This window comes from Pseudomonas sp. E1BtOHC1 (assembly GCF_058744285.1).
Genome location: NZ_CP196023.1, coordinates 2,434,534 through 2,457,441 on the forward strand (window position 1 = coordinate 2,434,534; position 22,908 = coordinate 2,457,441).

A 22,908-nucleotide genomic window follows, 5' to 3' on the forward strand; every position below is an offset into this window, starting at 1 on the left:
GGGAGAATGACAGATGATTCGCCAATGGCTCAGGCTTGTAGCTGATCGGAAACGACGTTCCCTGTGGGTGAACGCAATACTGCTGACAGGGCTGTTTTCAGGCGTGTCCAGCGGTGCTGCGCAGGCGGCCACGGTGAATGGCTTTGCGCTGAACTGTGAGTTCAGCAACGGTGATGGCACGCCGTGGGTGGCGGTTACGCCGTTGGACGGCAGGGCCAAGGAGGGCGACGTGTTGTGGCAGCGCGCGGTCAGCCTCTATACCAACTTCCGCTACTCACCCTCGGGGAACCGGGTACGAGAGTTGGTGACGGTTGGCAACTGGAGTGGCGGTACGCCACAGCGCTTTCAATCCGCACCGACCAACGTCGAAGGCATAGGCTTTCGCGTAGCAGTGAACCCTCAGGATGGCGGGCCTCTTACCCTGACACAAACCCCCAAGCTGATCGCCCTGGAAAAGAGCGATTTGAGCTATGACACCGGCGGACGTCCCTTTGGGACCATGATTACTCGCTTCACTCAATCACTGATCCTGACAGTACCTCCGGATCAGTTGCCCAGCGGCAAACTGACCGTCGACAGTGTGGTCGGCAGTTCCAACCTGATGCTCTATGCATTCGACTTGCCTGCCAACCTGGCGAGTCTGGGTGCCGAGGTGGCCTGGCCCACCGACAGCAATCCCCCAGGCATCTGCCGGCACAATTATCCATTGATGGGTCCCGAGCTGATCAGCATGGGCGGCGGCGGACCGATCGTGATTCCCAATACCTGTGTGGTTGAGGGCTACAAGACCATCCCTGTTCCTTTGGGGCGCTTTGCCCTGACGGACTTTCCCAAGGTCAACGACACCTCGCCACAGGTGCCTTTTCGCATTGAGCTGAGTCGTTGTGCAGCCAATGCCAAACCGCGCATCAGTTTCACCGACAAGTCCGCTGCCTCAATGGCCCCGGGAATTCTCGGTCTGAGTTCCTCGACCCAGTCCCGGCCCGCCAAGGGCTTCGGCATTGTGGTGATCAACGACCTGACCCGGCTCCCGATCCAATACAGCGGCGAGAGCTACGAGATGCAGCGCGTGGGTGATGGCGCAAGCATTCCCTTGCGGGCCAGCTACATCCGCACCGGCAATGACAGTGAAATCGAAGCCGGCCAGGCCAATGGCGCTGCGGAGTTCACCTTTACCTTCCCCTGACCACGACAGGCACCGAGCAAGCCCTGTTGCGCCATGGATTGCCTTGGCGCAGGCGCGCCTGTGCCCTGCGTGCCCCCTAAACAACGCTTCAACGGTCCCACTGGATCTTTGGATGTTGTGCCGCCCTGCAAAGGTTTGCAGGGCGTTGTTCAACCGATAAGGAGTATTTGCATGAACAAGATTTACGCGTTGGTCTGGAACCAGGCCCAGGGTTGCTGGAACGTGACCCATGAAGGGGCGCGCCGTCGGCGCCGCTCGGGCCCGAGCAAGGGCCTGGTGGTGGCGGCCGCCAGTCTCCTGGCATTGGTCGGCTTGCCCTCGGCCTTCGCCTTGCCGACAGGCGCTGAAGTGGTGTCCGGGAGCGCTGATATGCAGACCCAGGGTCAGCACCTGTCCATCAATCAGCACAGCGACAAACTCATCACCCACTGGAAGGATTTCAACGTGGGGGCCGAGCAGTCGGTGACCTTCAACCAGCCCAGCAGCACCTCGATCGCCTTGAACCGGGTGATTGGCGTCAATGGCAGTCAGATCCAGGGACAGATCAATGCCAACGGCCGGGTGTTCCTGATCAACCCCAACGGGGTGGTCTTCGGTCAGGGCGCGCAAGTGAATGTCGGCGGCCTGGTGGCTTCGACCCAGAATCTCAGCGATGCCGATTTCAAGGCGGGCAACTACAAGTTCGCCGGGACTTCAGAGGCGCAAATCGTCAACCGCGGCTCCATCACCGCCGCTGACGGTGGCGCTATCGCGCTATTGGGGGCGAATGTGCGCAACGAGGGCACGATCAAGGCCCAGGGCGGGAGCGTGGCATTGGGGGCGGGCAATGGCTTCACCGTCAGTTTCGACAACAACCAACTGCTGGACCTGCAAGTGGATGCCGCAGCGGTCAATGCGCTAGTGAGCAATGGTGGCCTGCTCAAGGCTGACGGCGGACAGGTGTTGATGACCGCCAAGAGCGCCGGCTCCATGCTGCAGACCGTGGTCAATAATCAGGGCACCATCGAAGCCAATACCCTGTCGCAAAAAGCCGGGCGGATCACCCTGGATGGCGGCGATGTGGGGGTGGTCAGTGTTGACGGTACGCTGCAGGCCAGTGCGCTGGGTGGCGAGGGCGATGGCGGGGTGATCGAGACCCGGGGCGCGACCACTCGGGTACAGTTGCCGACCAAGGTCAACACCCAGTCCAGGGATGGCCAGACCGGAACCTGGAAGATCGCCAGTAACACCGTCAAGGTCGGCTCGTTCATCAGCGCCAAAAGCAATACCGTCCATGCCGATACCTTGTCGCGCAACCTGGCCACGACCCATATCGAACTGGCCAGTGGCAAGGGCGATGTGGCGGTGGACAACGGGGTCTTCTGGTTCAGCGGCAACCGCTTGACCCTCTCTTCGGCCAAGGACATCCGCCTGGATGACAGCCTGTTTGCCGGCGGCGCCAATGCCCGGGTCGAGCTCAATGCCCAGGGTGATATCAAGCTCAACCGTCAGCTTGTGCTGAGCGGCAGCAACAGCAGTCTGGGGATGAACCACGGTGGTGATGTTGCCCTGGGCCAGAACGGACGCGTCACGCTGTCCGGCAACGGTGCCCGCTTTGACGCCAATGGCGCCGCCTACAGCGTCATTCAAAATGCCACGCAGTTGCAGGCGATCGACAAAGACCTGGCGGGCCGCTACGTCCTCGGCAACTCCATCAACAGTAGCAACCACCTCACCTCAATAGGTGGACAGCAGGGCTTTAGCGGCATCTTCGATGGCCTGGGCAACACCCTCAGCGGTTTGACAATCAACAGCAACGGCACCGATGGCGGGCTGTTCGCCCGTTCATCCGGCAGCCTCAGCAACCTCAATCTGGCCTCGATGACCATCAACGGAGCCGCCTCCGGTTCCGGTGCGGTCGGTGGTCTGGTCGGGCGCAACAGCGGGAGCATTGCCAACGTCAGCGCCAGCGATCTGCGGGTGAATGCCAAGAGCCGGCAGGACAACGTGGTCGGCGGGCTGGTGGGGAGCAACTCCGGCGGTTCCATCGATGCGTCGTCCATGAGCGGCGTGGTGCTTGGCAATGCCTACACCTCGGCGGCCGGTGGCCTGGTGGGCGAGAACCGTCAGGGAGCGGCCGGTGGTGGCACCGTGACCAACAGCCGTGCCGATGCCCGGCTTACCGCCAGCATCGTCAGCAATCCCCAGGGCGGAGTGGGTGGATTGGTGGGCATCAACGATCAAGGACTGATTGCCAATTCCGCAAGCTCGGGAGTGGTCTCCAGTGGTGCCAGCTACAGCTACAAGGGTACGAACCTGGGCGGTCTGGTGGGTTACAACCAGGGCGGCCGTATCGAGGGTTCCCACTCCTCGGTTGCGGTATCCGGCAACGGCGCGAGCAACGTTGGAGGCCTGGTCGGTCGCAACGAATCGGGCCGGATCAGTGACTCCGCCGCCAGCGGCGCGCTGAAGGGTACAGGCTTTGCCACGGCCGGCGGCCTGGTGGGACTCAACCACGACGGTGTGCTGCGCAACGTCAATGCCAGCGGCTCGGTCAATGCGGTCAATGGCCTGCATGTCGGTGGCCTGGTCGGGCAGAACATTGATAGCGACATCCGCCTTGCCGAAGCGTCCGGCAAGGTTCAGGGCGCCAGCAACAGTCATGTGGGCGGACTGATCGGCTACAACGCTGGCGGGCTTGTCGCCAATGCGCTGGCCTTGGGCGATGTCGAGGCCAAGGATCAAAGCCATGTAGGCGGGCTCATCGGTTACAACGCAGGGAACCTGAAAGCGGTCGAGGCCCGCGGTGAAGTCAGTGCCGGCGCCAAGAGCATGGTCGGCGGTCTGGTGGGGACCCATGGCGTTGACAAGGGTGACAGCCTGATCGACACGGCCTCGGCCAAGGGCAAGGTCACAGGGGGCAGCTACAGCAGGGTCGGCGGTCTGGTGGGGCAGAACAACGCCCGGATCGTCAATACGCTCGCCAGCGGCGAGGTCACGGGCAACCGGGATGCTCAGCTGGGTGGCCTGGTGGGCCTGGACCTGGGTGACATTCGTCAGTCCGCAGCCTTCGGCAATATCCAGGTGGTTACTGGCTACGATAGGTGGGGTGACCAGTAACTGATGGGACGTCCCCGCTAATACCGGGGCCGGTTTCGGGTACGTCATGGCAAACCATGGCGTACCCGATGGACCCCTGCTGATTGCAATAACTGAAAATCTGCCCTGGCGTCTGCTTCAGACGCCGAGGCTTTCCAGATCCCGGGCCAGCATCACCAACTGGTGGGCCAGGGAGCTTTCGAGTTTTTCGCTGGATAGCTGGAAGCTCGGGGCGCCGCAGGTCAGGGCCATGATGCTGCCGTCGGCCAGGCGCAGCGGTACTCCGGCACCATTGACGTTGCGGTCCCATTCTCCCAGTGACAGGCAGAAGCCAAAGGCTTCGTATTCACGGAAGGAGTCCTCCAGGGACTTTTCCAGGGCCGGCCATTCATCGCCGACTTTTTTCGCCACTTCCCGCAGCAGATGGTCACGCTCGATTTTCGGCGTGGCCGCCAGATAGGCGCGTCCCGCGGCGCTGGTGGCAAGGGGCAGGCGCAGTCCGGGTTCCATGCGCAGACTGGCCACTTCCGGCGGGCGGCTGCTGTCCACGTGAATCATCGACAGGCGATCGCGGCAGGTCAGGCTGACCGTGGTGTTGGTGCGCCGGGAGAACTCGTCCATGAAGGGTTTGCCCAACTGGCGAACCCGCAGGCTGGCGGAGTAGGCGTAACCCAGGGCCAGTACCGCCGAATCCAGCTGGTACTTCTCCAGGTCCTGGTTGTACTTGAGATAGCCCAGCTGCGTCAGGGTGTAGGTCAGGCGCGATACGGTGGGTTTGGGCAGGCCGGTGATGCGGGCGATGTCCTGGTTGCCGCGCACCGCGTGACCGTGGGTAAAGGCCCGCAGGACTTCCAGGCCACGGGCCAGGGCTTCGACGAACTTGCGGTCTTTGGGCGCTTGTTCCGGGGAGTCGTTCGGGTCGTGCATGGGGTCTTCCGGTAGGGGCTGGTGCCGGGCGCAATGCCAGTTGACCACACAGCGGGTTCTTGGAAACAAGGGAAAAATGTTATCCCGGAACCGCTTGAATTGAAATCGACGATTCCTTCTCGGAACCCTGTTGCGCCAGGCAGGCACTTGTCTCGTCAGGCGGTCGTACCCTGGTCGATCCGCAGTCGGCAGCGTGCCGCCTCAGCGACTATCGAGGCGCAGGCGGCCACGCTTGAATACGCCCTCGGCGCTGGCCAGCAGCCGATCCTCGGCATCCAGCAGGTCGCAACTGGCCATGAAGATCTTCACGCCGCCGCCCCGGGTGCGGGCCACGGCGCGGACCTTGGTCCCCGGTGGCGTGCTCGCCATGTAGTTGATGTTCAGCGACAGGGTCAGCGCCAGCCGCCATTGCTCGGGGTCGGCGTGCCAGGTTCCGCTCATGCCCATGGCGGTGTCGGCCAGGGACGCGATGACGCCGCCGTGCAGATTGCCGGCCTGGTTGAGGTGATGGGGCTGGACGGTGACTGCGATGACGGTCTGCGCCTGCTGGTATTCCTGCAGGTCCAGGCCGAGGTGGGCGGCGAAGCCGCTGAACAGACCTTGCAGTATCGGCGCGTCAGGTACGGCACTCATAGGCGATGGCCCTTGGGGTCAGGTCCTGGTCCGTGTCGTGGGAGGCGGGTGTTGCCCATGACCGGCAGACAGTGATTTTTCTGATTGTGTTTCGCACAGGCATTTGCACGTTGAAATGCAGAATGTCAGCGAATAATCTACCGGTCAATACGGAATGATATTCCGCACAGCGAAATATAAGTGATTGAAATGAACCGGGCGCATGGGGCAGGATCGACCCGGTCCGGTGGCGACACCCCGATCAATCCAGGGCTTTGAAGGAGGCTCCATGTCCACTCCCCGTACTCAGCGTCCCCATCACCGTGTCTGGCCCAAACGCTTGCCCCTGGCGCTGACGGTGCCGGCCACGTCGCTGTGGTTCAACCTGGAAGTGGCCGCCCAACGTTACCCGGACAAAGTGGCGTATCGCTTCTTCGGTCGGGAACTGAGTTTTTCGGCCTTGCGCGCCCAGGCCCAGGCCCTGGCCGGCTGGTTGCAGAGCGTGGGTGTCGAGTCCGGGGATCGGGTGGCGCTGTACCTGCAGAACTGCCCGCAATTCATCGTCGCCTACTACGCCATCCTGCGAGCGAACGCGGTGGTGGTACCGGTCAACCCGATGAACAAGGTGGAGGAGTTGAGCTATCAGCTCGGTGATTCTCAGGCGCGGGTGCTGATCTGCGCGGCGGACCTGGCGCCGATTGCCCAGGCGGCCAATGCCACCCTGGCTCCCGAGCAGCAGTTGCGCGAACTGCTGGTGACCCGCTACAGCGATGCCATGCCGGCGCCTGCGGACCTGCATCCGACGGAAGCCCCAAGCCCCGAGATCGATGCCTGGTTGCGCAGCGAGCCGCCCTTGACCACGGGCTACCGGCACTGGTGTGAAGTGCTCGACCTTTCCTTGAGCCCCGGGGCCCATAGTGCCCAGGCCGACGACCTGGCCATGCTGCAATACACCTCGGGCACCACCGGCCATCCCAAGGGGTGCATGCACAGCCATCGCAGCCTGATGAGTAATGCTGTCAGCGGCAGTTGGACCCAGTCCACCGTCGAGTCGGTGGGCCTGGGGGTGGTGCCGTTCTTCCACATCACCGGCCTGGTGTGTTTTGTTCTGCGGGCGGTGTTCGACGCCACCAGCACGGTGATCATGCCGCGCTGGGACCGGGAGCTGGCCGGGCGCCTGATTTCCCGTTATCGGGTGACTCACTGGACCTGCATCCCGACCATGATCATCGACCTGTTCGCCAGCCCCAACTACCAGGGGTTCGAGCTGTCCAGCCTGGTGCATATCAACGGCGGCGGAGCCGCGATGCCGGAGGCGGTGGCGCAGCGCCTGAGGGAGGAGTTCGGCCTGACCTTTCTCGAAGGCTACGGGCTTACGGAAACCGCCGCCGCCAGCCATGGCAACCCGCCTGAGCGGGCCAAGCTGCAATGCCTGGGCATGCCGTTCTTCGGTGTGGACTCGCGGGTGGTCGATCCACTGACCCTCAAGGAACTGGAGCCGGGCCAGGTGGGGGAAATCATCACCTTTGGTCCGATGCTGTTCAAAGGCTACTGGCGCAACCCCGAAGCGACCGCGGCGGCTTTCGTCGAGTTCGAGGGCAAGCGCTTCCTGCGCACCGGCGACCTTGGCCACATGGACGAGGAGGGGTACTTCTTTCTCACCGATCGCCTCAAGCGAATGATCAACAGCAGCGGTTTCAAGGTCTGGCCGGCGGAGGTGGAAGCCCTGCTGTTCAAGCACCCGGCGGTGCATGAAGCCTGTGTCATCGCGGCCCAGGATGCCTACCGCGGAGAAACCGTCAAAGCCCTGGTGGTCCTGCGCAGCGAGGCCGTTGGCCGCACCAGCCCAGAGCAGATCATCGACTGGGCGCGCGAGCACATGGCCGCCTACAAAGTGCCGCGGTTGCTGGAGTTCGTCGACAGCCTGCCCAAGTCCGGCTCCGGCAAAGTCATGTGGCGCGTGCTCCAGGAGCGCGAGGCCATCAACCCCTGAACAGCGATTCCCTTGATGCAGTAACCAACGACTGCGCCGGAGACGACAATGACTACAAAAATAATAACTGTCCAAGATCCGCACGCTTCACCCGACCCAGCCCGGCAGCTCGACTCGCTGTACGCGAAGATTCGCTGGCGCCTGCTGCCGCTGCTGATGCTCTGCTACATGATCGCCTTCCTCGATCGGGTCAATATCGGCTATGCCCAACTGCAGATGAAACAGACACTGCCGTTTGGCGACGCGGTCTATGGCCTGGGTGCCGGGATCTTCTTCATCGGCTACTTCCTCTTCGAAGTCCCCAGCAACCTCATGCTCAAGCGCAGTGGTGTGCGCAGGACCCTGTTGCGCATCATGTTCTGCTGGGGGCTGGTGGCCGCGGCGATGATGTTTGTCTCCACACCGTTGCAGTTCTACATCCTGCGCTTTCTTCTGGGGGCCTTCGAGGCAGGGTTCTTTCCGGGGGTGATCCTGTATTTCACCTACTGGTTTCCGGCGCCGCGCCGCGGGCAGGTGATCGCCATCTTCATGACGGCCGCCGCCGTCGCCGGACTGATCGCCGGCCCCGTCTCGGGGAGCATCCTCAAGTACCTCAATGGCGTGGCCGGCTTCAATGGCTGGCAATGGATGTTCGTGATCCAGGGCCTGCCGGCCAGTGTGCTGGGGGTGGTGGCTTTTCTGTACCTGCAGGACAGCCCGGAACAGGCCAGGTGGCTCAGTTCAAGGGAGCAGCGATTGCTCAAGGAGGACATGGCCCAGGACCTGAAAAATGCCCGGCACAAGTCCCAGGACAGCCTGGCGCAGATGTTTCGCGACCCCAAGATCTATCTGTTGTCCATGGCCTATTTCATGTTCCTCGGCGCGACTTACATGCTGGTGTTCTGGATGCCGAGCCTGATCCAGAGCTGGGGCTCCCAGGACCTGTTGCAGGTCGGGCTGATTACCGCGATCCCCAATATCGTGGGCATCGTCGGTACGGTGCTGATCGGCTGGCACTCCGACAAACACCGGGAACGCCGCTGGCATTTCGTCGGCTGCATGGCCATTGCCGTCTTCGGCCTGGCCATCACCACCTTGCTCAACGGCCATCTGCTGCTGTCGGTGGCGGCCTTGTGCGTGGCCTACATAGGGATCAAGGCCGGTACTCCGATCTTCTTCGCTCTGGTCAGCGAGTACCTGTCGGTGGCGGCCACCGCCGGGGGCATCGCCTTTATCAGCAGCCTGGGCAACCTCGGGCCGGCTGTTACGCCCTGGCTCAACGGAGTGATCAACAGCCATACCGGCGGGCATGTCTCCAGCATGTACCTGGGGATCGTGATGTACCTGCTGGCCGGCGCGCTGGTACTGATCACCGCGCGTACCGCCAGAGCCCCTCGAACTGCAGCGGCCCTGGCCGAATCATGAACCCCCTCGCCATTGGCACAGGAGCCAGAGCATGAGCTTGCCCAACATCCTTTCCCAGCGTTTGCGCTTGCCGGTGGTGGCGGCGCCGCTGTTCATCATTTCCACCCCTGAACTGGTGATCGCCCAGTGCAAGGCCGGCATTGTCGGCTCGTTTCCGGCCTTGAATGCCCGGCCCGCCGAGCGCCTCTCGGAGTGGATCGAACAGATCACCCAGGCCCTGGCCGAGCACGATCGGCTGCACCCGGACCGGCCCGCGGCGCCTTTCGCGGTGAACCAGATCGTGCATCGTTCCAACGACCGGCTGGAGCAGGACATGGCGGTCTGCGTGGAGCACAAGGTGCCGATCATCATCACCTCCCTGGGGGCTCGTCCCGAGATCAACCAGGCGGTGCACAGCTACGGTGGCATCGTGCTGCACGACGTGATCAACAACCGCTTTGCCCGCAAGGCCATCGACAAGGGAGCCGATGGCCTGATTGCGGTGGCGGCCGGTGCCGGAGGCCATGCCGGCACCCAGTCGCCCTTTGCCCTGGTACAGGAAATCCGCCAGTGGTTCGACGGCCCGCTGCTGCTCTCGGGGGCCATTGCCTCGGGCCGTTCGATCCTCGCGGCCCAGGCCCTGGGAGCCGATCTGGCCTATATCGGCTCGGCCTTTATCGCCACCCAGGAAGCCAACGCCGTAGCGGCCTACAAAGAGATGATCCGCCAGTCGGGGGCGGAGGACATTGTCTACACCAACCTCATCACCGGGGTGCATGGCAACTACCTGAAAGCCTCGCTGACCGCGGCCGGCCTGGACCCCGAGGCGCTGCCCAGCAGTGATCCCTCACAGATGAACTTCGGTGCGGATCGGCAGCGCCCCAAGGCCTGGAAGGAGATCTGGGGCTGCGGCCAGGGCATCGGCGTGCTGGACGCGGTGCCGGCCGCCGAAGCGCTGGTGGAGCGTCTGGCCGCGGAGTATCGAGAGGCTTGCCAACGGCTTGGCCGCCAGGTGTTCTGAGTCGCTGCGGCTTGATAGCGCTGCCGGCACTTGCCGGCAGCGTCGTTTCCGGGGCCGCTGTTCCCGGCTACCAGAGCTTGAGGCTGTATTCGAGGATCAGCCGGTTCTCATCCACATTGGCGGCATGCTTGGCGCGATACACCACGTTGCGCCAGCGCAGCCCCAGGTCCTTGAGCGGGCCGTTCTGGATCACATAGGCCAGGTCGGTATCCAGCTCCCGCTCCCGGGCCTGCTGCTGGTCGAGGGTGAATTCATTGCTGCGCACATAGCGGCTCATCAGGCTCAGGCCGGGCAGGCCCAGGGCGGCGAAATCATAGCGGTAGCGCACTTGCCAGGAGTCCTCCCCGGCATGGACGAAGGACTTGTAGGTCGAGGTGTTGAAGCCGTAGGGGTCGGTGCCGCTGATAAAGGGCATGCCGCTGCGGCCGCTCTGGTCCTGATAGATCAGGCTCAGGGCGTGGCCGCGATAGGACAGGGTTTGCATCAGCCCCAGGTTGCGGTTGTCGACCTCGGTCCGACCCAGGCCGGCGCTCTGGAAGTAGCGCAGCTCGGATTTCAGCGAGAGGCTTTTACCCAGGGCTGCCGTGTGGGTCAGATTGCCGTAGTGCTGCCGGTAGTTGTCCTTGAGTTGGGCATGAAAATAACCGGCCTTGAGCTCGGGGCGGATGCTGTAGCTGGCTCCGCTGTAGGTGAACCTGTCACTGGCGACCCCACCGGCGACCTGCCGGCCGTTGCGGGCCAGGGCGACCATCTGCAGGTCTTCATGGTCCGTGGAGTTGCGCTGGCGCACGCTGTCGAAGCGCCCCAGGGTCAGGGTCAGATCCTGGATATCGTTGGACACCAGTTGCGTGCCCTTGAAGGTTTGCGGCAGCAGGCGGGTGTCATTGCGAAAGGCGACCGGCAGCAGCGGTTCGTGGATGCCGGTGCTCAAGACGCTGCTGGCGACCCTGGCCTTGGCGGTCAGGCCGAAGGAGCCGTACTGGTCGGCCACATCGCCATTGCGGTCCGCCAGCAGTGCCCCGGTATGGGCGGTGCCGCCGCCGGAGTCCAGCTTGATGCCCAGCAGGCCTAGCCCATCCACCCCCAGGCCGACGCTGCCTTGGGTAAAGCCGGACTGGTAGCGCAGGACAAATCCCTGGGCCCATTCTTGCGCCTTGTTCTGGGGCGGACGGTCGCCATGGAAATCGCGATTCATGTAGAAGTTGCGAGCCCCCAGGGTCAACTGGCTGTCGTCGATGAATTGCGCCTGGCACATCAGCGGCAGCACACAGCCGCCCACCAGGGTGGACAAGGGCAAGCAGGGATTGGAAGTGGAGTGCATGGTGTTCACCGGTCTTGTTGTTTTTATAGTGAGAAATGCGGCGCTGGGTCGCTGCCGGAGCGGCCGTGGAAAAGCCCCGGACGCGACCGCTCCTGACCCTGCCGTGAGGCGGGGCCATTGAGGAGGCAAGTAGCGGGAGCAGGGACTCAGTGCAGCAGGGCCATCAGCGCAGCGTGATGGGGCACGCTGCGCTCCGGGCAAGGAAGGCGGCGACACCTGCCGCCCTTTTGGCCAGGGCCTGTGGTTGCCTGCCCGAGAGACTCATGGGGTCGGTGCTTGACCGAGGGCGATGTAGCGTTGCAGGTGATGATCCTCGTCCCCCAACTGGTGGTCGATCATCACCAGCCGCTTGGCGTAATGGGCCAGTGGCAGCTCCCAGGTCATGCCGATACCGCCATGCAGCTGGATGCATTCCTCGGCCACCAGGGCGCCGATGCGACCGATGCTGACCTTGGCCGCCGACAGGCTGCGTTCGCGGGTCAGGCGGTCGGCGTCCAGGGCGGCAGCGGCGTTGATCACCGCCGAACGAGCCTGCTCGATCTCCAGCAACAACACCGCCATGCGATGCTGCAGCGCCTGGAAACTACCGATAGGACGGCCAAATTGTTGCCGGGTGCGCAGGTAGTCCAGGGTCGCCAGCTTGGCCACTTCCATGGCGCCAAGGGCTTCCGCGCAGAGCGCCAACAGGCCCCGGCCGATGGCCCGCTCGAGGATCGCGTGGCCCTGATGCAAGGGCCCCAGCAAGGCCTGTGCCGGCACTTTTGCATGGTGCAGGCGCACTTGCGCGACGGGGCCGCTGTCGAGGGTCGGGCAGGCCTGGATTTCCAGGCCCGGGGTGTCCGCCGGCACCAGGAACAGCGAGATGCCCTGGCTATCGTCCAGGGCTCCGGCCGTGCGTGCCGCGACCACCAGCAACCCGGCCTGGCGGCCGTTGAGAACCATGCTCTTGATACCGTCCAGACACCAGCCGGCAGAGTCCGCCTCGGCGCGGCAGGCGACCCGGTTGGTTGCATAGTGGTTGCCGGGCTCTTCATGGGCCAGGGCGGCGATCAGGCTGCCGTCGATGATTGGCCCCAGGTGTATTTTCTGCGCCTCGGTGCCGGCGCTGGCGATGGCCTCGCCGGCCAGCACCGCACTGCCCAGCAGAGGCTCCACCAGCAGTCCGCGGCCTATTGCCTCGAAGACCAGGGCCAGGTCGAAGCCGCCGCCACCGAAGCCGCCGTCGGCTTCACTGAATAGGGCGCCGATGACTCCCAGGTCCGCCAGTTGGCGCCAGATATCGGGGTTGAAACCCAGGTCGGACTGCAGGCTCTGCTGACGTTTTTCCAGGTTGTATTGCTGGGTGATGAAGCGGTTCAAACTGTCGGCGAGCATGCGCCGTTCTGCGCTGTGTTCGAAGTTCATGTGCGCGCCCTCAGAGCCCGAGAATCATTTTCGAGATGATGTTTTTCTGGATTTCATTGGAGCCGCCGAAGATCGACAGCTTGCGATTGTTGAAGTACTGCGCCGCGGCGCTGGCCGCGAACCCGGGGCCGGTGTCCAGCGCTTGGGCGTTGGCGTCATCCGGCATGAGCCGGGCTTCGGGGCCCATGGCCCGACGCAGCAGCGCGCTCAGTTCCTGGCGGATCTCCGTGCCGCAGATTTTCAGCATCGAACTTTCCGCACCGGGAGCACCGCCGCCGGCCACGGCGGCGATCACCCGCAGGTTGGTGGTCTGCATATTGGCCAGGTCGATCTCGACCCGCGCCAGGCGGGCGGCGAACTGCGGGTCCTGCAGCAGCGGCTGGCCATTGCGGGTGCGTTGCGCGGCCAACTGCTTGACCCGTTGCAGCGCCGCCATGGACAAGCCGACCCCGGCGATATTGGTCCGTTCGTAGGTCAAGAGGTACTTGGCGCAGGTCCAGCCCTTGTGTTCTTCGCCCACCCGATTGGCCACCGGTACTCGCACGTCGGTGAAGAAGACTTCGTTGATTTCGTGATCGCCCTCCAGGGTGATGATCGGCCGTACCTCGACCCCGGGGCTGGCCATGTCGATCAGCAGGAAGCTGATGCCTTCCTGGGGCTTGGCTTCACGGTCGGTGCGTACCAGGCAGAAAATCATGTTGGCGTGCTGGCCGAGGGTGGTCCAGGTCTTCTGGCCGTTGACCACATAGTGATCGCCGTCGCGCACTGCGGTGGTTTTCACTGCGGCCAGGTCCGAGCCGGCACCGGGTTCCGAATAGCCCTGGCACCACCAGTGGCGGCCGTCGAGAATCCGTGGCAGCCAATAGTCCTGCTGCTGTGGGGTGCCGTACTTGATCAGCACCGGCCCTAGCATATTGACGCCGAAGGGCACGATGCGCGGCGCATTGGCCAGCCCGCACTCGAGCTCGAAGATAAACTTTTCCACGGGGCTCCAGCCCGGTCCGCCAAAGGCTTCGGGCCAGTGGTTGGCCAGCCAGCCCCGGGCATTGAGCAGCGCGTGCCATTGCTCCATGTCGGCCTTGGACAGACGCTCGCCTGCGGCCACCTTGTCACTCAGGTCGGTGGGCAGGCGTTCGGCGAGAAAGCTTCGCACCTGGTCGCGGAAGGCTTCTTCTTGTGGGGTGAAACTCAGGTCCATAGCGACGTCCTCAATAGATTTCGAACAGCGCAGCGGCGCCCATGCCGCCGGCGATGCACATGCTGACCACGGCGTACTTCACGCCCCGGCGGCGACCCTCGAGCAGCACATGCCCGGCCAGGCGCGCGCCGGTCATGCCGAACGGGTGACCCAGGGCGATGGCACCGCCGTTGACGTTCAGGCATTCGTCGGCGATGCCCAGCCGCTGCTGGCAGTAGATCGCCTGGGAGGCGAAGGCTTCGTTGAGTTCCCAGAGGCCAATGTCCTCGACCTTGAGGCCGTGCCGGGCCAATAGCCTGGGCACCGCGAACACCGGGCCGATGCCCATCTCGTCGGGCTCGCAGCCGGCCACCGCCATGCCGCGGAACACCCCCAACGGGGTCAGGTTGGCGCGGGACGCTTCCCGGGCCTCCATCAATACGCAGGCCGAGGCGCCGTCGGACAGTTGCGAGGCGTTGCCGGCACTGATGAAACGCTCCGGGCCCTGCACCGGCTCCAGCTTGGCCAGGGCCTCGTAGGTGGTGCCGCGACGGTTGCAGGTGTCGGCCTCCACCGTGACCTGAAGCTGGCTGACCACGCCGCTCTGTTTGTCGGTCAGCGCCATGGTGGTGCTGCAGGGGGTGATTTCCTCGCGATAGCGGCCGGCCAGTTGTGCGGCTTCGGTCTTGCGCTGGCTCTCTACCGAAAAACGGTCCTGGGCCTCGCGACTGATGCCATAGCGCGCGGCGACTATGTCGGCGGTTTCGATCATCGGCAGGAACAGTTCCGGCTTGTGCTGCAGGAGCCAGGGGTCGAGGTCCGGGTCGTCGCTGGCGCCGCGGCCACGGATCTGGGAAATGCTTTCCACGCCGCCGGCGATGATCGCCGGGACACCGTCCACCACGATGCGTCCCGCCGCCATGGCAATGGCCTGCAGCCCGGAGGCGCAGAAGCGGTTGACCGTGGTGCCAGCGATGCTGATGGGCAAGCCGGCGCGGACTACCGCCAGGCGCGCAACGTTGCGCCCGGTGGTGCCTTCGCCGTAGCCGCAACCGAGGATGGCATCTTCGATCAACCCCGGATCGATGGCGGCCCGCTCGACCGCGGCGCGCACCGCGAAGGCGGCGAGTGTGGGGCCGGGGGTGATGTTGAATTCGCCGCGATGGGCCTTGGTCAGGGGCGTGCGTGCAGTGGAGACAATAACGGCTTCGCGCATGGGACGTGCTCTTTGGTCAGTGGCTGTGGTTGAGGCTGTCGAAGTTCTCGCCGCGCTCTACCAGCTGCACCAGCAAGGGCGAGGCTTTCCAGAACAGCGGATCTTCTTCGGCGAATTCGCGGATATCCGCCAGGACCTGAGGCAGGCCGTACTGGTCGGCATACTTGAGCGGGCCGCCGCGATGCCGGGGGAAGCCGTAGCCATGGATAAAGGTGATGTCCACGTCCAGAGGGCGCAGGGCGATGCCTTCATGCACCACGTTGGCGCCTTCGTTGATCATCGCCGCCATGTAGCGCCGCAGGATCTCCGGGTTGCTGAAGGTGCGGGGCGTGATGCCGGCCCGGGTGCGCTCGGTATCGATGATCGCCAGCACGTCCGGGTCCTGGCTGGCGCTGCGCGGGCCCTGGGCATAGAGGTAGTAGCCGCGACCGGTTTTCTGCCCGAACCAGCCGCGCTCGCACAGGCGGTCGGCAATCTGTACATAGCGGGCCCGGGGATCGCGGGTGGCGGCCTTGCGCTGGCGGGTCGCCCAGCCGATGTCGCCACCGGCCAGGTCAGCCACCTGGAAGGGCCCCATGGGGAAGCCGAAATCACGCAGGGCCTGGTCGATCTGATAGGGCGAGGCGCCGTCTTCCATCATGTAGTCAGCGGCCTGGCGATAGACCGCGAGGATCCGATTGCCGATAAAGCCATCGCAGACCCCGGCACGCACCGGCACCTTGCGCAGTTTCTTCGCCAGTTCGAAGGCGGTGGCGACGACATCCGCGGCGACCTTGGCCGGGACCACGATCTCCAGCAACTTCATGATGTTGGCCGGGGAGAAGAAGTGCAGGCCGATCACGTCCGCCGGTCGCGAGATGCTCTGGGCAATCGCATTGATGTCCAGGTAGGAGGTGTTGCTGGCGAGCACGGCGCCGGCCTTGCACACACGATCCAGTTCGGCGAATACCGCAAGCTTGGCCGCCATGTCCTCGAACACTGCCTCGATCACCAGATCGGCCTGGGCCAGGTCCTGGTAGTCGGTGCTGGCGCTGAAGCGGGCCAGGGTCGCGGCTTTGTCGGCCTGGGTCAGGCGGCCTTTGTCGATCAGGGTGTCGTAGACCTTCTCGACATTGCCGCGTCCGCGATTCAGGGCGTCCTGGTCGCGTTCGATCATGGTCACTTCCAGGCCCGCGTCGAGGGCCGTCACGGCGATGCCGGCGCCCATGGTGCCACCGCCCACCACGCCCACCCGGGCAATGGCACGAGGCACTGCCGCGCGGGTCTCGGGGGCCTTGAGCACTTCCCGTTCAGCGAAAAAGGCATGCACCAGTCCGGCACGCTGCGGGCTGTCGAGGCACTCCAGAAACAGTCGGCGTTCTTCCCGCAGGCCGTCTTCGAACGATTGATCGAGGGCCGCTTCCACGGCCTGGATGATGTGCAACGGCGACAGCAGGCCCCGGGATTTCTGCGTGGCCTGCTGGCGGGCGGCATCTATCGCTTCGCGCTGGGCGGCGGGCTCGCTCAGGGCCTGGGCATCCCGGGTGCGTCGAACAGTGGCGCCCTGTGCCAGCAACTGACGCAGATAGGCCAGGCCTTCGGCCAGGGCGTCATCGCTGTCCCCCAGACGGTCCACCAAACCCAGGTCCAGGGCCTCCTTGGCGCTCAGATGGCGCCCGCTGAGCATCAGTTCCAGAGCCGCTTTGGCACCGATCAGGCGTGGCAGCCGCTGGGTGCCGCCGGCCCCGGGGAGCAAGCCCAGCAACACCTCTGGCAGGCCGAGTCGGGCGCTGCCGGTGGCCAGGCGGTAATGGGCGGCGAGGGCAACTTCCAGGCCTCCTCCCAGGGCCACTCCCTGGATTGCCGCCAGCACCGGTTTGCTGCTGTCCTCGATCCGCTTGACCACCTCCGGCAGCGCCGGCGCCTGGGGCGTCTTGCCGAATTCGCGAATGTCGGCGCCGCCACAGAAGTGCCGTCCTGCGCCGACCAGCAAGAGGGCGTCGACCGCCGGGTTCTCGCTGGCGCTGTCGATGGCCGCCAGCAGTCCGCGGCGGATCTCCACCCCCAGGGCGTTGACCGGCGGGTTGTTGAGGGTCAGTACCAGGATGTTTCCGTGTAATGCGGTTTCGACGATGGGCAGGGCTGTTTCGCAACTCATTGCAGCAGTCTCCGGGGTGAAGGGCAGCGAGAGGTCGATGGGCGCGGCATGGCGTTGAGGGTGACCAGCAGAACAACACCCACAGTCACCGGCAGCTCGATTCCGCTATTTGAATCACTTGGCGAAAATAATCCTGGCATCAATGAATAATTGGGTCAATACGGAATAGTGTTTCGCAGTGCGGAATTAATAAATTGTTTTAGCTGTAAATCTACCCTCCATGACAGGTTTTGCATCGAAGTCTGGTGTTTGACATATTTGATTTGTGATCACATATTGTCGGACACAAGAATCACAACACAGGTAGATTCCATGTCTGAAGCTCCTATATCTCAAGGTCCAATCCCTCTTCCCACGTTGCGTCAGGTTTCTCGCGATACCTTGCAGGAGCAGGTGTACCGGCAGATTCGCGAAGCCTTGATGAGTGGGCGTTTTCAGCCCGGTCAGAAGTTGACCATTCGTGGCCTGGCCGAAGCCCTGGGTTCCAGCCCCATGCCGGTACGCGAGGCCCTGCAGCGCCTGAGTGCGGAAAATGCCTTTGAGGTCACGGAAACTTCCCGCCTGCGGGTGCGGATGATGACGCTGGAGCGTCTGCGGGAGATCCGTGATGCGCGGGTGGCCCTGGAAGGGCTGCTGGCGGAAAAGGCCCTGCAACATCTGCAAAAGACCGATCTGCAGGAGATCACCGATCTTTGCCGGCAGATGCAAAAGGCTGCCGATGAGGTGGATGTGTCCCGTTACCTGTGGACCAACTTTGCCTTTCACCGGCGTATCTATGCCGTGGCCCGAGCCGAGCTGACCATGGCCGCGGTGGAGAATTTCTGGCTGCACATGGGGCCCTGTTTCGCCCTGGTGGCGCCGGACCAGGCCCACTTGCAACGTTCCATGGAAGCCCACAATCGCATCGTCGAAGCCCTGGCCGCCGGCGATGGTCCGGGAGTGCGAGCGGCTGTCACCGACGACATCATGCAAGCGGCGGATTCCCTGGGCCGGCTGTTGGCCAAGAAGCCTGGGGCGGCGGTCAAAGGAGGTCGGGCATGAGCATCTTGCAGCGGTTGCAGCCTTATCCGGGCTTGCGGGTGATGATTTCCGGCGGCGCAGCGGGCATCGGTGAAGTGCTGGCCAGGGCCTATCTCGAAGCCGGGGCCCAGGTGCACGTCTGCGATGTCAGTGAGGCGGCCCTGGCGGCGTTCCGCGATCGCTACCCCCAGGCGCTGGCGACTCGCACCGATGTCGGTGATCCGGCACAGATCCAAGCGCTGTTCCAGCTTCAGGTGGAGCATTTCGGCGGTCTTGATGTACTGGTCAATAACGCCGGCATCGCCGGGCCGACGGCAGGCATCGATGCGGTCAGCGACGCCGACTGGCAGCGCACCATCGATATCAACCTGACCGCGCAGTACCGTTTTGCCCACCACGCAGTGCCCTTGCTCAAGGCTTCGGACAACGGCCATCTGCTGCACATCGCCTCGGTGGCCGGGCGCCTGGGATATGCCTGGCGTACGCCTTATGCGGCCACCAAGTGGGCCATCGTCGGGCTGATGAAGTCCCTGGCTGCCGAGCTTGGGGCCAGCGATATCCGGGTCAATGCGCTGTTGCCGGGGATCGTCGAGGGGCCGCGCATGGACGCGGTGATTCAGGCCCGGGCCGAACAGACCGGGGTACCGGTGGCCGAAATGCGCCAGGAGTACCTGAACAAGATCTCCCTCAAGCGCATGGTCAGTGCCGAGGACGTGGCCGCCATGGCGCTGTTTCTCTGCTCGCCGGCGGCTCGCAACATCACCGGTCAGGCGATCAGCGTCGACGGCAACGTCGAGTACCTCTAGCCGCGCCGGCTGGCCGCGCTGGCGAGGACCGCCGGCGCTGAAATCTGCACGCGACACCCTGGGATTTTTTTCATCAAGAATAAAAGTCGGAGTACCGTCATGCCTGGAAAAACACCCGTCATCATCACCTGCGCCGTTACTGGTGCCATTCATACCCCGTCCATGTCGCCCCACCTGCCGATCACGGCCGGGGAGATTGCCGCCGAGGCCATCGCCGCCGCCGAGGCCGGGGCGGCCATCGTCCACCTGCATGCCCGGGACCCGGAGGACGGGCGGCCGAGCCAGGACCCCGAGCTGTTCCGGCGTTTTCTGCCGCAGATCAAGGGCGCCTGCGACGTGGTCATCAACCTCACCACCGGTGGCGCCCCCACCATGGGCGTCGAGGAGCGCCTGCAGCCGGTGCTGGAATTCAAGCCGGAGCTGGCCTCGCTGAACATGGGCTCGATGAACTTCGGCCTGTACGAAATGCTCAACCGCTTTACCGAGTTCAAGCACGACTGGGAGCGGCCGTACCTGGAAGAGAGCGACGACCGGATCTTCCGCAACACCTTCCGCGACATCGCTCATATCCTCAGCGCCTGTGCCGAGAATCGCACCCGCTTCGAGATCGAGTGCTACGACATCGGTCACCTGTATACCGCGGCGCATTTCCTCGAGCGCGGCCTGCTCAAGGCGCCGCTGTTCATCCAGTCGGTGTTCGGCCTGCGGGGCGGCATCGGTGGCCATCCCGAGGACCTGGCGCACATGCGCCGCACCGCCGATCGCCTGTTTGGCGATGCCTATCACTGGTCGATCCTCGGCGCCGGACGCAATCAGATTCCCCTGGCCACCATGGGCCTGGCCATGGGCAGCCATGCCCGGGTCGGCCTGGAGGACTCGCTGTGGGATGGGCCCGGCAAACTGGCGGCCAGCAACGCTGATCAGGTGCGGCGCATTCGCACGGTCATCGAAGCCCTGGGCGGCCGTGTGGCGACCCCGGACGAAGCCCGGGCCCTGCTCGGGCTCAAGGGGCGTGACCACGTCGCGTTCTGACCCTTGAAGGCCCGTGTCAGCGGCCCTGGCTCCAGGCCCGCTGACGATCCCGCATAACAACTACAAAGGGATATGCCCCATGAACACTGCAACCACTGCAGCGCCCCGGGACCCGCAACAGCTGACCCGCCTGATGTTTCTCAAGCTCATGCCACTGTTGATCGCGGCCTATGTCCTGAGCTTTCTCGACCGCACCAACATCGCCCTGGCCAAGCACCAACTGGATGTGGACCTGGGTATTTCCGCCGCTGCCTATGGCCTGGGTGCCGGGTTGTTCTTCCTCACCTATGCGCTATCCGAAGTGCCCAGCAACCTGATCATGCACAAGGTCGGGGCGCGCTTCTGGATTGCCCGAATCATGGTCACGTGGGGGTTGATCTCCGCCGCCATGGCCTTCGTCCAGGGCGAGACCTCTTTCTATGTGCTGCGCCTGCTGCTGGGGATCGCCGAAGCCGGCCTGTTTCCCGGGGTCATGCTGTACCTGACCTACTGGTTCGACCGCCGGCAGCGGGCCCGGGCCACCGGCTACTTTCTGCTGGGGGTGTGCCTGGCCAATATCATCGGCGGTCCGCTGGGCGCCGCGCTGATGAAGATGGACGGCCTGTTGGGCTGGCATGGCTGGCAGTGGATGTTCCTGATCGAAGGGCTGCCGGCGGTCTTGTTCGCCTGGGTGGTCTGGCGGCGCCTGCCGGACCGTCCGAGCCGCGCGCCCTGGTTGAGCGCCGAGGAGGCCCGGGGCATCGAGCAGCGTCTGGCTGACGAAGCCGATGAGGGCGCGGGGCAGGGCGGGCATTCGTTCCGGCAGTGCTTTACGCCGCAGATCCTGTTGGCGATCTTTGTTTACTTCTGTCACCAGATCACCATTTACACCGTGATCTTTTTCCTCCCCAGCATCATTGGCAAGTACGCCAGCCTGAGCCTGATGAGCGTCGGCCTGCTGACCTCCTTGCCGTGGATCGTCGCGGCAGTGGGGGCGATCAGCCTGCCGCGGCTGGCCACCAGCGTGCAGCGGGCACGGCGCTTGCTGGTCTGCGGCTTGCTGACGATGGCGGCAGGGCTGCTGATCGCGGCCTTTTCCGGGCCGGTGTTGAGCTTGCTGGGATTCTGCGTGGCAGCGCTGATGTTCTTTGTGGTGCAGTCGATCATCTTCCTCTACCCGGCGTCACGGCTTAAAGGCGCGGCCCTGGCGGGAGGCCTGGGCTTTGTGAACTCCTGCGGACTGCTGGGCGGTTTTGTTGGCCCCTCGGTCATGGGGGCGATCGAGATGAGCACCGGCGATGCCATGAACGGCCTCAAGGTGATCGCCCTGGTGCTGGTAATGGCTGCCCTGGCTGCATTGCGTTTGCGTCAGGGGCAGGAGGATGAACACCGGGTAAGCGCAGGGGCCACGGGGAAGCCGCTGCGACACTCTGTTTAGCGCAGCGCCGTTCAGCGAATGAGCAGGCGGTGAGCGATCTCTCATCGATGTAGCCAACGCCCGATGCAGTGCATCGGGCGTTTTGCGTTCAGGCAACTGTCGTCAGCAGAGCGCTTATATAGGGACGCTGTAAGCAAGTGGTCAGCGGCATTGATGTCGAGTGCTTACATAAGTATGCCAATACCTTTGTGTGAGGTTTCGATAGTTGTAAGTGTTGTGGGGCTTCTTTCTGGATATATCAGGAATGTCTGATTTATTTGGTGCTTGAGTGTGTTGTTAGGGATTTATATCGGGCTGTGCGGGCTGTTTTCATGTCATTAAGCACCAAGAAAGATCTTGTTTGTTTGAAGAGTGCTCTTCATGAGAAGAAGAGTAGTCGTCATTCAAAAAACACCAGCCTCTCGGTATGGTAGGCGCTCTCTATGCGGGGGCGGAACATTTGAAAATGAGATGTTTCCCGTTGCGAGTGAAGAGTGCTGTAAGAATTTTCGTGTGGGTATCCCGCTCATGTCCTGTTTGCGCGATGTTGGCGTCTTGCCTGAACTCGTAAATAGGGTGAACGTTTTGATTGCTCACTTATTGATGGATGTTGAATAAAGGGAATCAGATGAAACTTAAATCTCTCACATCGCTGGCTGCTTCTGGCGTTATGCTTGCCGCATTGACTCCTGCACTGTCTCAAGCCAACTCCGGTAATGTGGAATTTACAGGCAATATCACCAGCGTGAGTTGCCATGTAACAGTCGACGCCAATGGTTTGGATCAGCCGGTACGCCTTGGCGATATCTCGCCGGCAGATCTGGCTGACATTGGCGCTACCTCTCCGGCCAAGGGGTTTGAGATCTACTTGAGCGGTACGGGTTGTGCGGACGGCTCCAAGGCTGTCGTCACGTTCAACAAGACAGGCCATATCGATCCAGGTACCGGCAACCTGCGGCTGATTGGTGAGGGCAGTGCCACAGGTGTTCAGATCCAGATCTCGAACAACGTAGAAGGCAATACTGCAAAAATCGACCTGTCAAAAAATGACAATCAGCAGGTTGCCGAAGTCAAAGGGAACAAGGCCGTTCTCAAGTTCAATGCCTCTTACGTAGCAACTGATAATGTCACGGAAGGTTTTGGTAACTCCAATATCGACTTCCTGGTCAGCTACTGATTATTGTTCGTTAAGTAAGGGT

The 22,908-nt window shown here is 63.3% G+C and carries 17 protein-coding genes; 10 read left to right on the forward strand and 7 right to left on the reverse strand.

What is annotated here, in order from left to right:
• Nucleotides 1-67 precede the first annotated feature (67 nt).
• Nucleotides 68-1,186, forward strand: coding sequence for a fimbrial protein (locus ACSSVC_RS11210; RefSeq protein WP_346634893.1), 1,119 nt, complete (start codon nucleotides 68-70; stop codon nucleotides 1,184-1,186).
• Between the two features lie 171 nt (nucleotides 1,187-1,357).
• The gene (locus ACSSVC_RS11215) at nucleotides 1,358-4,285 is read left to right on the forward strand and encodes a two-partner secretion domain-containing protein (RefSeq protein WP_492612288.1); all 2,928 of its coding nucleotides are present in this window, start codon (nucleotides 1,358-1,360) and stop codon (nucleotides 4,283-4,285) included.
• A gap of 117 nt (nucleotides 4,286-4,402) precedes the next feature.
• Here ACSSVC_RS11215 and ACSSVC_RS11220 read toward each other — a convergent pair whose 3' ends face one another.
• Both ACSSVC_RS11220 and ACSSVC_RS11225 read right to left on the reverse strand, forming a co-directional pair.
• Nucleotides 4,403-5,191, reverse strand: coding sequence for an IclR family transcriptional regulator (locus ACSSVC_RS11220; protein ID WP_123726470.1), 789 nt, complete (start codon nucleotides 5,189-5,191; stop codon nucleotides 4,403-4,405).
• 201 nt (nucleotides 5,192-5,392) lie between these two features.
• Complete coding sequence (locus ACSSVC_RS11225; RefSeq protein ID WP_492612289.1) at nucleotides 5,393-5,824, reverse strand: PaaI family thioesterase; 432 nt, start codon at nucleotides 5,822-5,824, stop codon at nucleotides 5,393-5,395.
• Between the two features lie 268 nt (nucleotides 5,825-6,092).
• Here ACSSVC_RS11225 and ACSSVC_RS11230 point away from each other — a divergent pair, with 268 nt between their 5' ends.
• The 3 genes from ACSSVC_RS11230 to ACSSVC_RS11240 are packed head-to-tail and all read left to right on the forward strand — an operon-like array spanning nucleotide 6,093 to nucleotide 10,200.
• Nucleotides 6,093-7,796 carry a long-chain fatty acid--CoA ligase gene (locus tag ACSSVC_RS11230; protein ID WP_346634891.1) on the forward strand — a complete coding sequence of 568 codons (1,704 nt, stop codon included), beginning with the start codon at nucleotides 6,093-6,095 and terminating at the stop codon, nucleotides 7,794-7,796.
• A gap of 48 nt (nucleotides 7,797-7,844) precedes the next feature.
• Entirely contained in the window at nucleotides 7,845-9,200 is a 1,356-nt protein-coding gene (locus tag ACSSVC_RS11235; protein WP_346634890.1) for an MFS transporter, read from the forward strand.
• A gap of 31 nt (nucleotides 9,201-9,231) precedes the next feature.
• Nucleotides 9,232-10,200, forward strand: coding sequence for an NAD(P)H-dependent flavin oxidoreductase (locus ACSSVC_RS11240; protein ID WP_346634889.1), 969 nt, complete (start codon nucleotides 9,232-9,234; stop codon nucleotides 10,198-10,200).
• A gap of 67 nt (nucleotides 10,201-10,267) precedes the next feature.
• Here ACSSVC_RS11240 and ACSSVC_RS11245 read toward each other — a convergent pair whose 3' ends face one another.
• The 5 genes from ACSSVC_RS11245 to ACSSVC_RS11265 all read right to left on the reverse strand — a co-directional run bounded on the left by ACSSVC_RS11245 (nucleotide 10,268) and on the right by ACSSVC_RS11265 (nucleotide 17,455).
• Complete coding sequence (locus ACSSVC_RS11245) at nucleotides 10,268-11,521, reverse strand: OprD family porin (protein ID WP_346634888.1); 1,254 nt, start codon at nucleotides 11,519-11,521, stop codon at nucleotides 10,268-10,270.
• 261 nt (nucleotides 11,522-11,782) lie between these two features.
• The gene (locus tag ACSSVC_RS11250; protein WP_404938597.1) at nucleotides 11,783-12,925 is read right to left on the reverse strand and encodes an acyl-CoA dehydrogenase family protein; all 1,143 of its coding nucleotides are present in this window, start codon (nucleotides 12,923-12,925) and stop codon (nucleotides 11,783-11,785) included.
• Nucleotides 12,926-12,935: 10 nt separating this feature from the next.
• Nucleotides 12,936-14,123, reverse strand: coding sequence for an acyl-CoA dehydrogenase family protein (locus tag ACSSVC_RS11255; protein WP_346634886.1), 1,188 nt, complete (start codon nucleotides 14,121-14,123; stop codon nucleotides 12,936-12,938).
• A 10-nt stretch (nucleotides 14,124-14,133) separates the two neighbouring features.
• Complete coding sequence (locus ACSSVC_RS11260; RefSeq protein WP_446438923.1) at nucleotides 14,134-15,318, reverse strand: acetyl-CoA C-acyltransferase; 1,185 nt, start codon at nucleotides 15,316-15,318, stop codon at nucleotides 14,134-14,136.
• A 16-nt stretch (nucleotides 15,319-15,334) separates the two neighbouring features.
• Nucleotides 15,335-17,455, reverse strand: coding sequence for a 3-hydroxyacyl-CoA dehydrogenase NAD-binding domain-containing protein (locus tag ACSSVC_RS11265; RefSeq protein ID WP_446438922.1), 2,121 nt, complete (start codon nucleotides 17,453-17,455; stop codon nucleotides 15,335-15,337).
• Nucleotides 17,456-17,767: 312 nt separating this feature from the next.
• On the opposite strand from ACSSVC_RS11265, the gene ACSSVC_RS11270 reads away from it, so the two are divergent.
• The 5 genes from ACSSVC_RS11270 (at nucleotide 17,768) to ACSSVC_RS11290 (ending at nucleotide 22,886) form a co-directional block, all read left to right on the forward strand.
• Entirely contained in the window at nucleotides 17,768-18,496 is a 729-nt protein-coding gene (locus ACSSVC_RS11270; RefSeq protein WP_404938605.1) for a GntR family transcriptional regulator, read from the forward strand.
• Complete coding sequence (locus tag ACSSVC_RS11275) at nucleotides 18,493-19,281, forward strand: SDR family oxidoreductase (RefSeq protein WP_346634883.1); 789 nt, start codon at nucleotides 18,493-18,495, stop codon at nucleotides 19,279-19,281. Before ACSSVC_RS11270 ends, ACSSVC_RS11275 begins: the two co-directional genes overlap by 4 nt.
• Before the next feature lie 99 nt (nucleotides 19,282-19,380).
• A complete protein-coding gene (kce, locus tag ACSSVC_RS11280; protein ID WP_346634882.1) occupies nucleotides 19,381-20,313 on the forward strand; it encodes a 3,5-dioxohexanoate:acetyl-CoA acetone transferase in 933 nt (310 codons plus the stop codon).
• 79 nt (nucleotides 20,314-20,392) lie between these two features.
• Entirely contained in the window at nucleotides 20,393-21,730 is a 1,338-nt protein-coding gene (locus tag ACSSVC_RS11285; RefSeq protein WP_492612290.1) for an MFS transporter, read from the forward strand.
• A gap of 607 nt (nucleotides 21,731-22,337) precedes the next feature.
• Nucleotides 22,338-22,886, forward strand: coding sequence for a fimbrial protein (locus ACSSVC_RS11290; protein WP_346634880.1), 549 nt, complete (start codon nucleotides 22,338-22,340; stop codon nucleotides 22,884-22,886).
• Nucleotides 22,887-22,908 lie beyond the last annotated feature (22 nt).

Coding starts and splice junctions, on each gene's coding strand:
- ACSSVC_RS11215 (WP_492612288.1), top strand. CDS start 1,358: ATGAACAAGATTTACGCGTTGGTCTGGAACCAGGCCCAGGGTTGCTGG.
- ACSSVC_RS11220 (WP_123726470.1), bottom strand. CDS start 5,191: ATGCACGACCCGAACGACTCCCCGGAACAAGCGCCCAAAGACCGCAAG.
- ACSSVC_RS11225 (WP_492612289.1), bottom strand. CDS start 5,824: ATGAGTGCCGTACCTGACGCGCCGATACTGCAAGGTCTGTTCAGCGGC.
- ACSSVC_RS11230 (WP_346634891.1), top strand. CDS start 6,093: ATGTCCACTCCCCGTACTCAGCGTCCCCATCACCGTGTCTGGCCCAAA.
- ACSSVC_RS11235 (WP_346634890.1), top strand. CDS start 7,845: ATGACTACAAAAATAATAACTGTCCAAGATCCGCACGCTTCACCCGAC.
- ACSSVC_RS11240 (WP_346634889.1), top strand. CDS start 9,232: ATGAGCTTGCCCAACATCCTTTCCCAGCGTTTGCGCTTGCCGGTGGTG.
- ACSSVC_RS11245 (WP_346634888.1), bottom strand. CDS start 11,521: ATGCACTCCACTTCCAATCCCTGCTTGCCCTTGTCCACCCTGGTGGGC.
- ACSSVC_RS11250 (WP_404938597.1), bottom strand. CDS start 12,925: ATGAACTTCGAACACAGCGCAGAACGGCGCATGCTCGCCGACAGTTTG.
- ACSSVC_RS11255 (WP_346634886.1), bottom strand. CDS start 14,123: ATGGACCTGAGTTTCACCCCACAAGAAGAAGCCTTCCGCGACCAGGTG.
- ACSSVC_RS11260 (WP_446438923.1), bottom strand. CDS start 15,318: ATGCGCGAAGCCGTTATTGTCTCCACTGCACGCACGCCCCTGACCAAG.
- ACSSVC_RS11265 (WP_446438922.1), bottom strand. CDS start 17,455: ATGAGTTGCGAAACAGCCCTGCCCATCGTCGAAACCGCATTACACGGA.
- ACSSVC_RS11270 (WP_404938605.1), top strand. CDS start 17,768: ATGTCTGAAGCTCCTATATCTCAAGGTCCAATCCCTCTTCCCACGTTG.
- ACSSVC_RS11275 (WP_346634883.1), top strand. CDS start 18,493: ATGAGCATCTTGCAGCGGTTGCAGCCTTATCCGGGCTTGCGGGTGATG.
- kce (WP_346634882.1), top strand. CDS start 19,381: ATGCCTGGAAAAACACCCGTCATCATCACCTGCGCCGTTACTGGTGCC.
- ACSSVC_RS11285 (WP_492612290.1), top strand. CDS start 20,393: ATGAACACTGCAACCACTGCAGCGCCCCGGGACCCGCAACAGCTGACC.
- ACSSVC_RS11290 (WP_346634880.1), top strand. CDS start 22,338: ATGAAACTTAAATCTCTCACATCGCTGGCTGCTTCTGGCGTTATGCTT.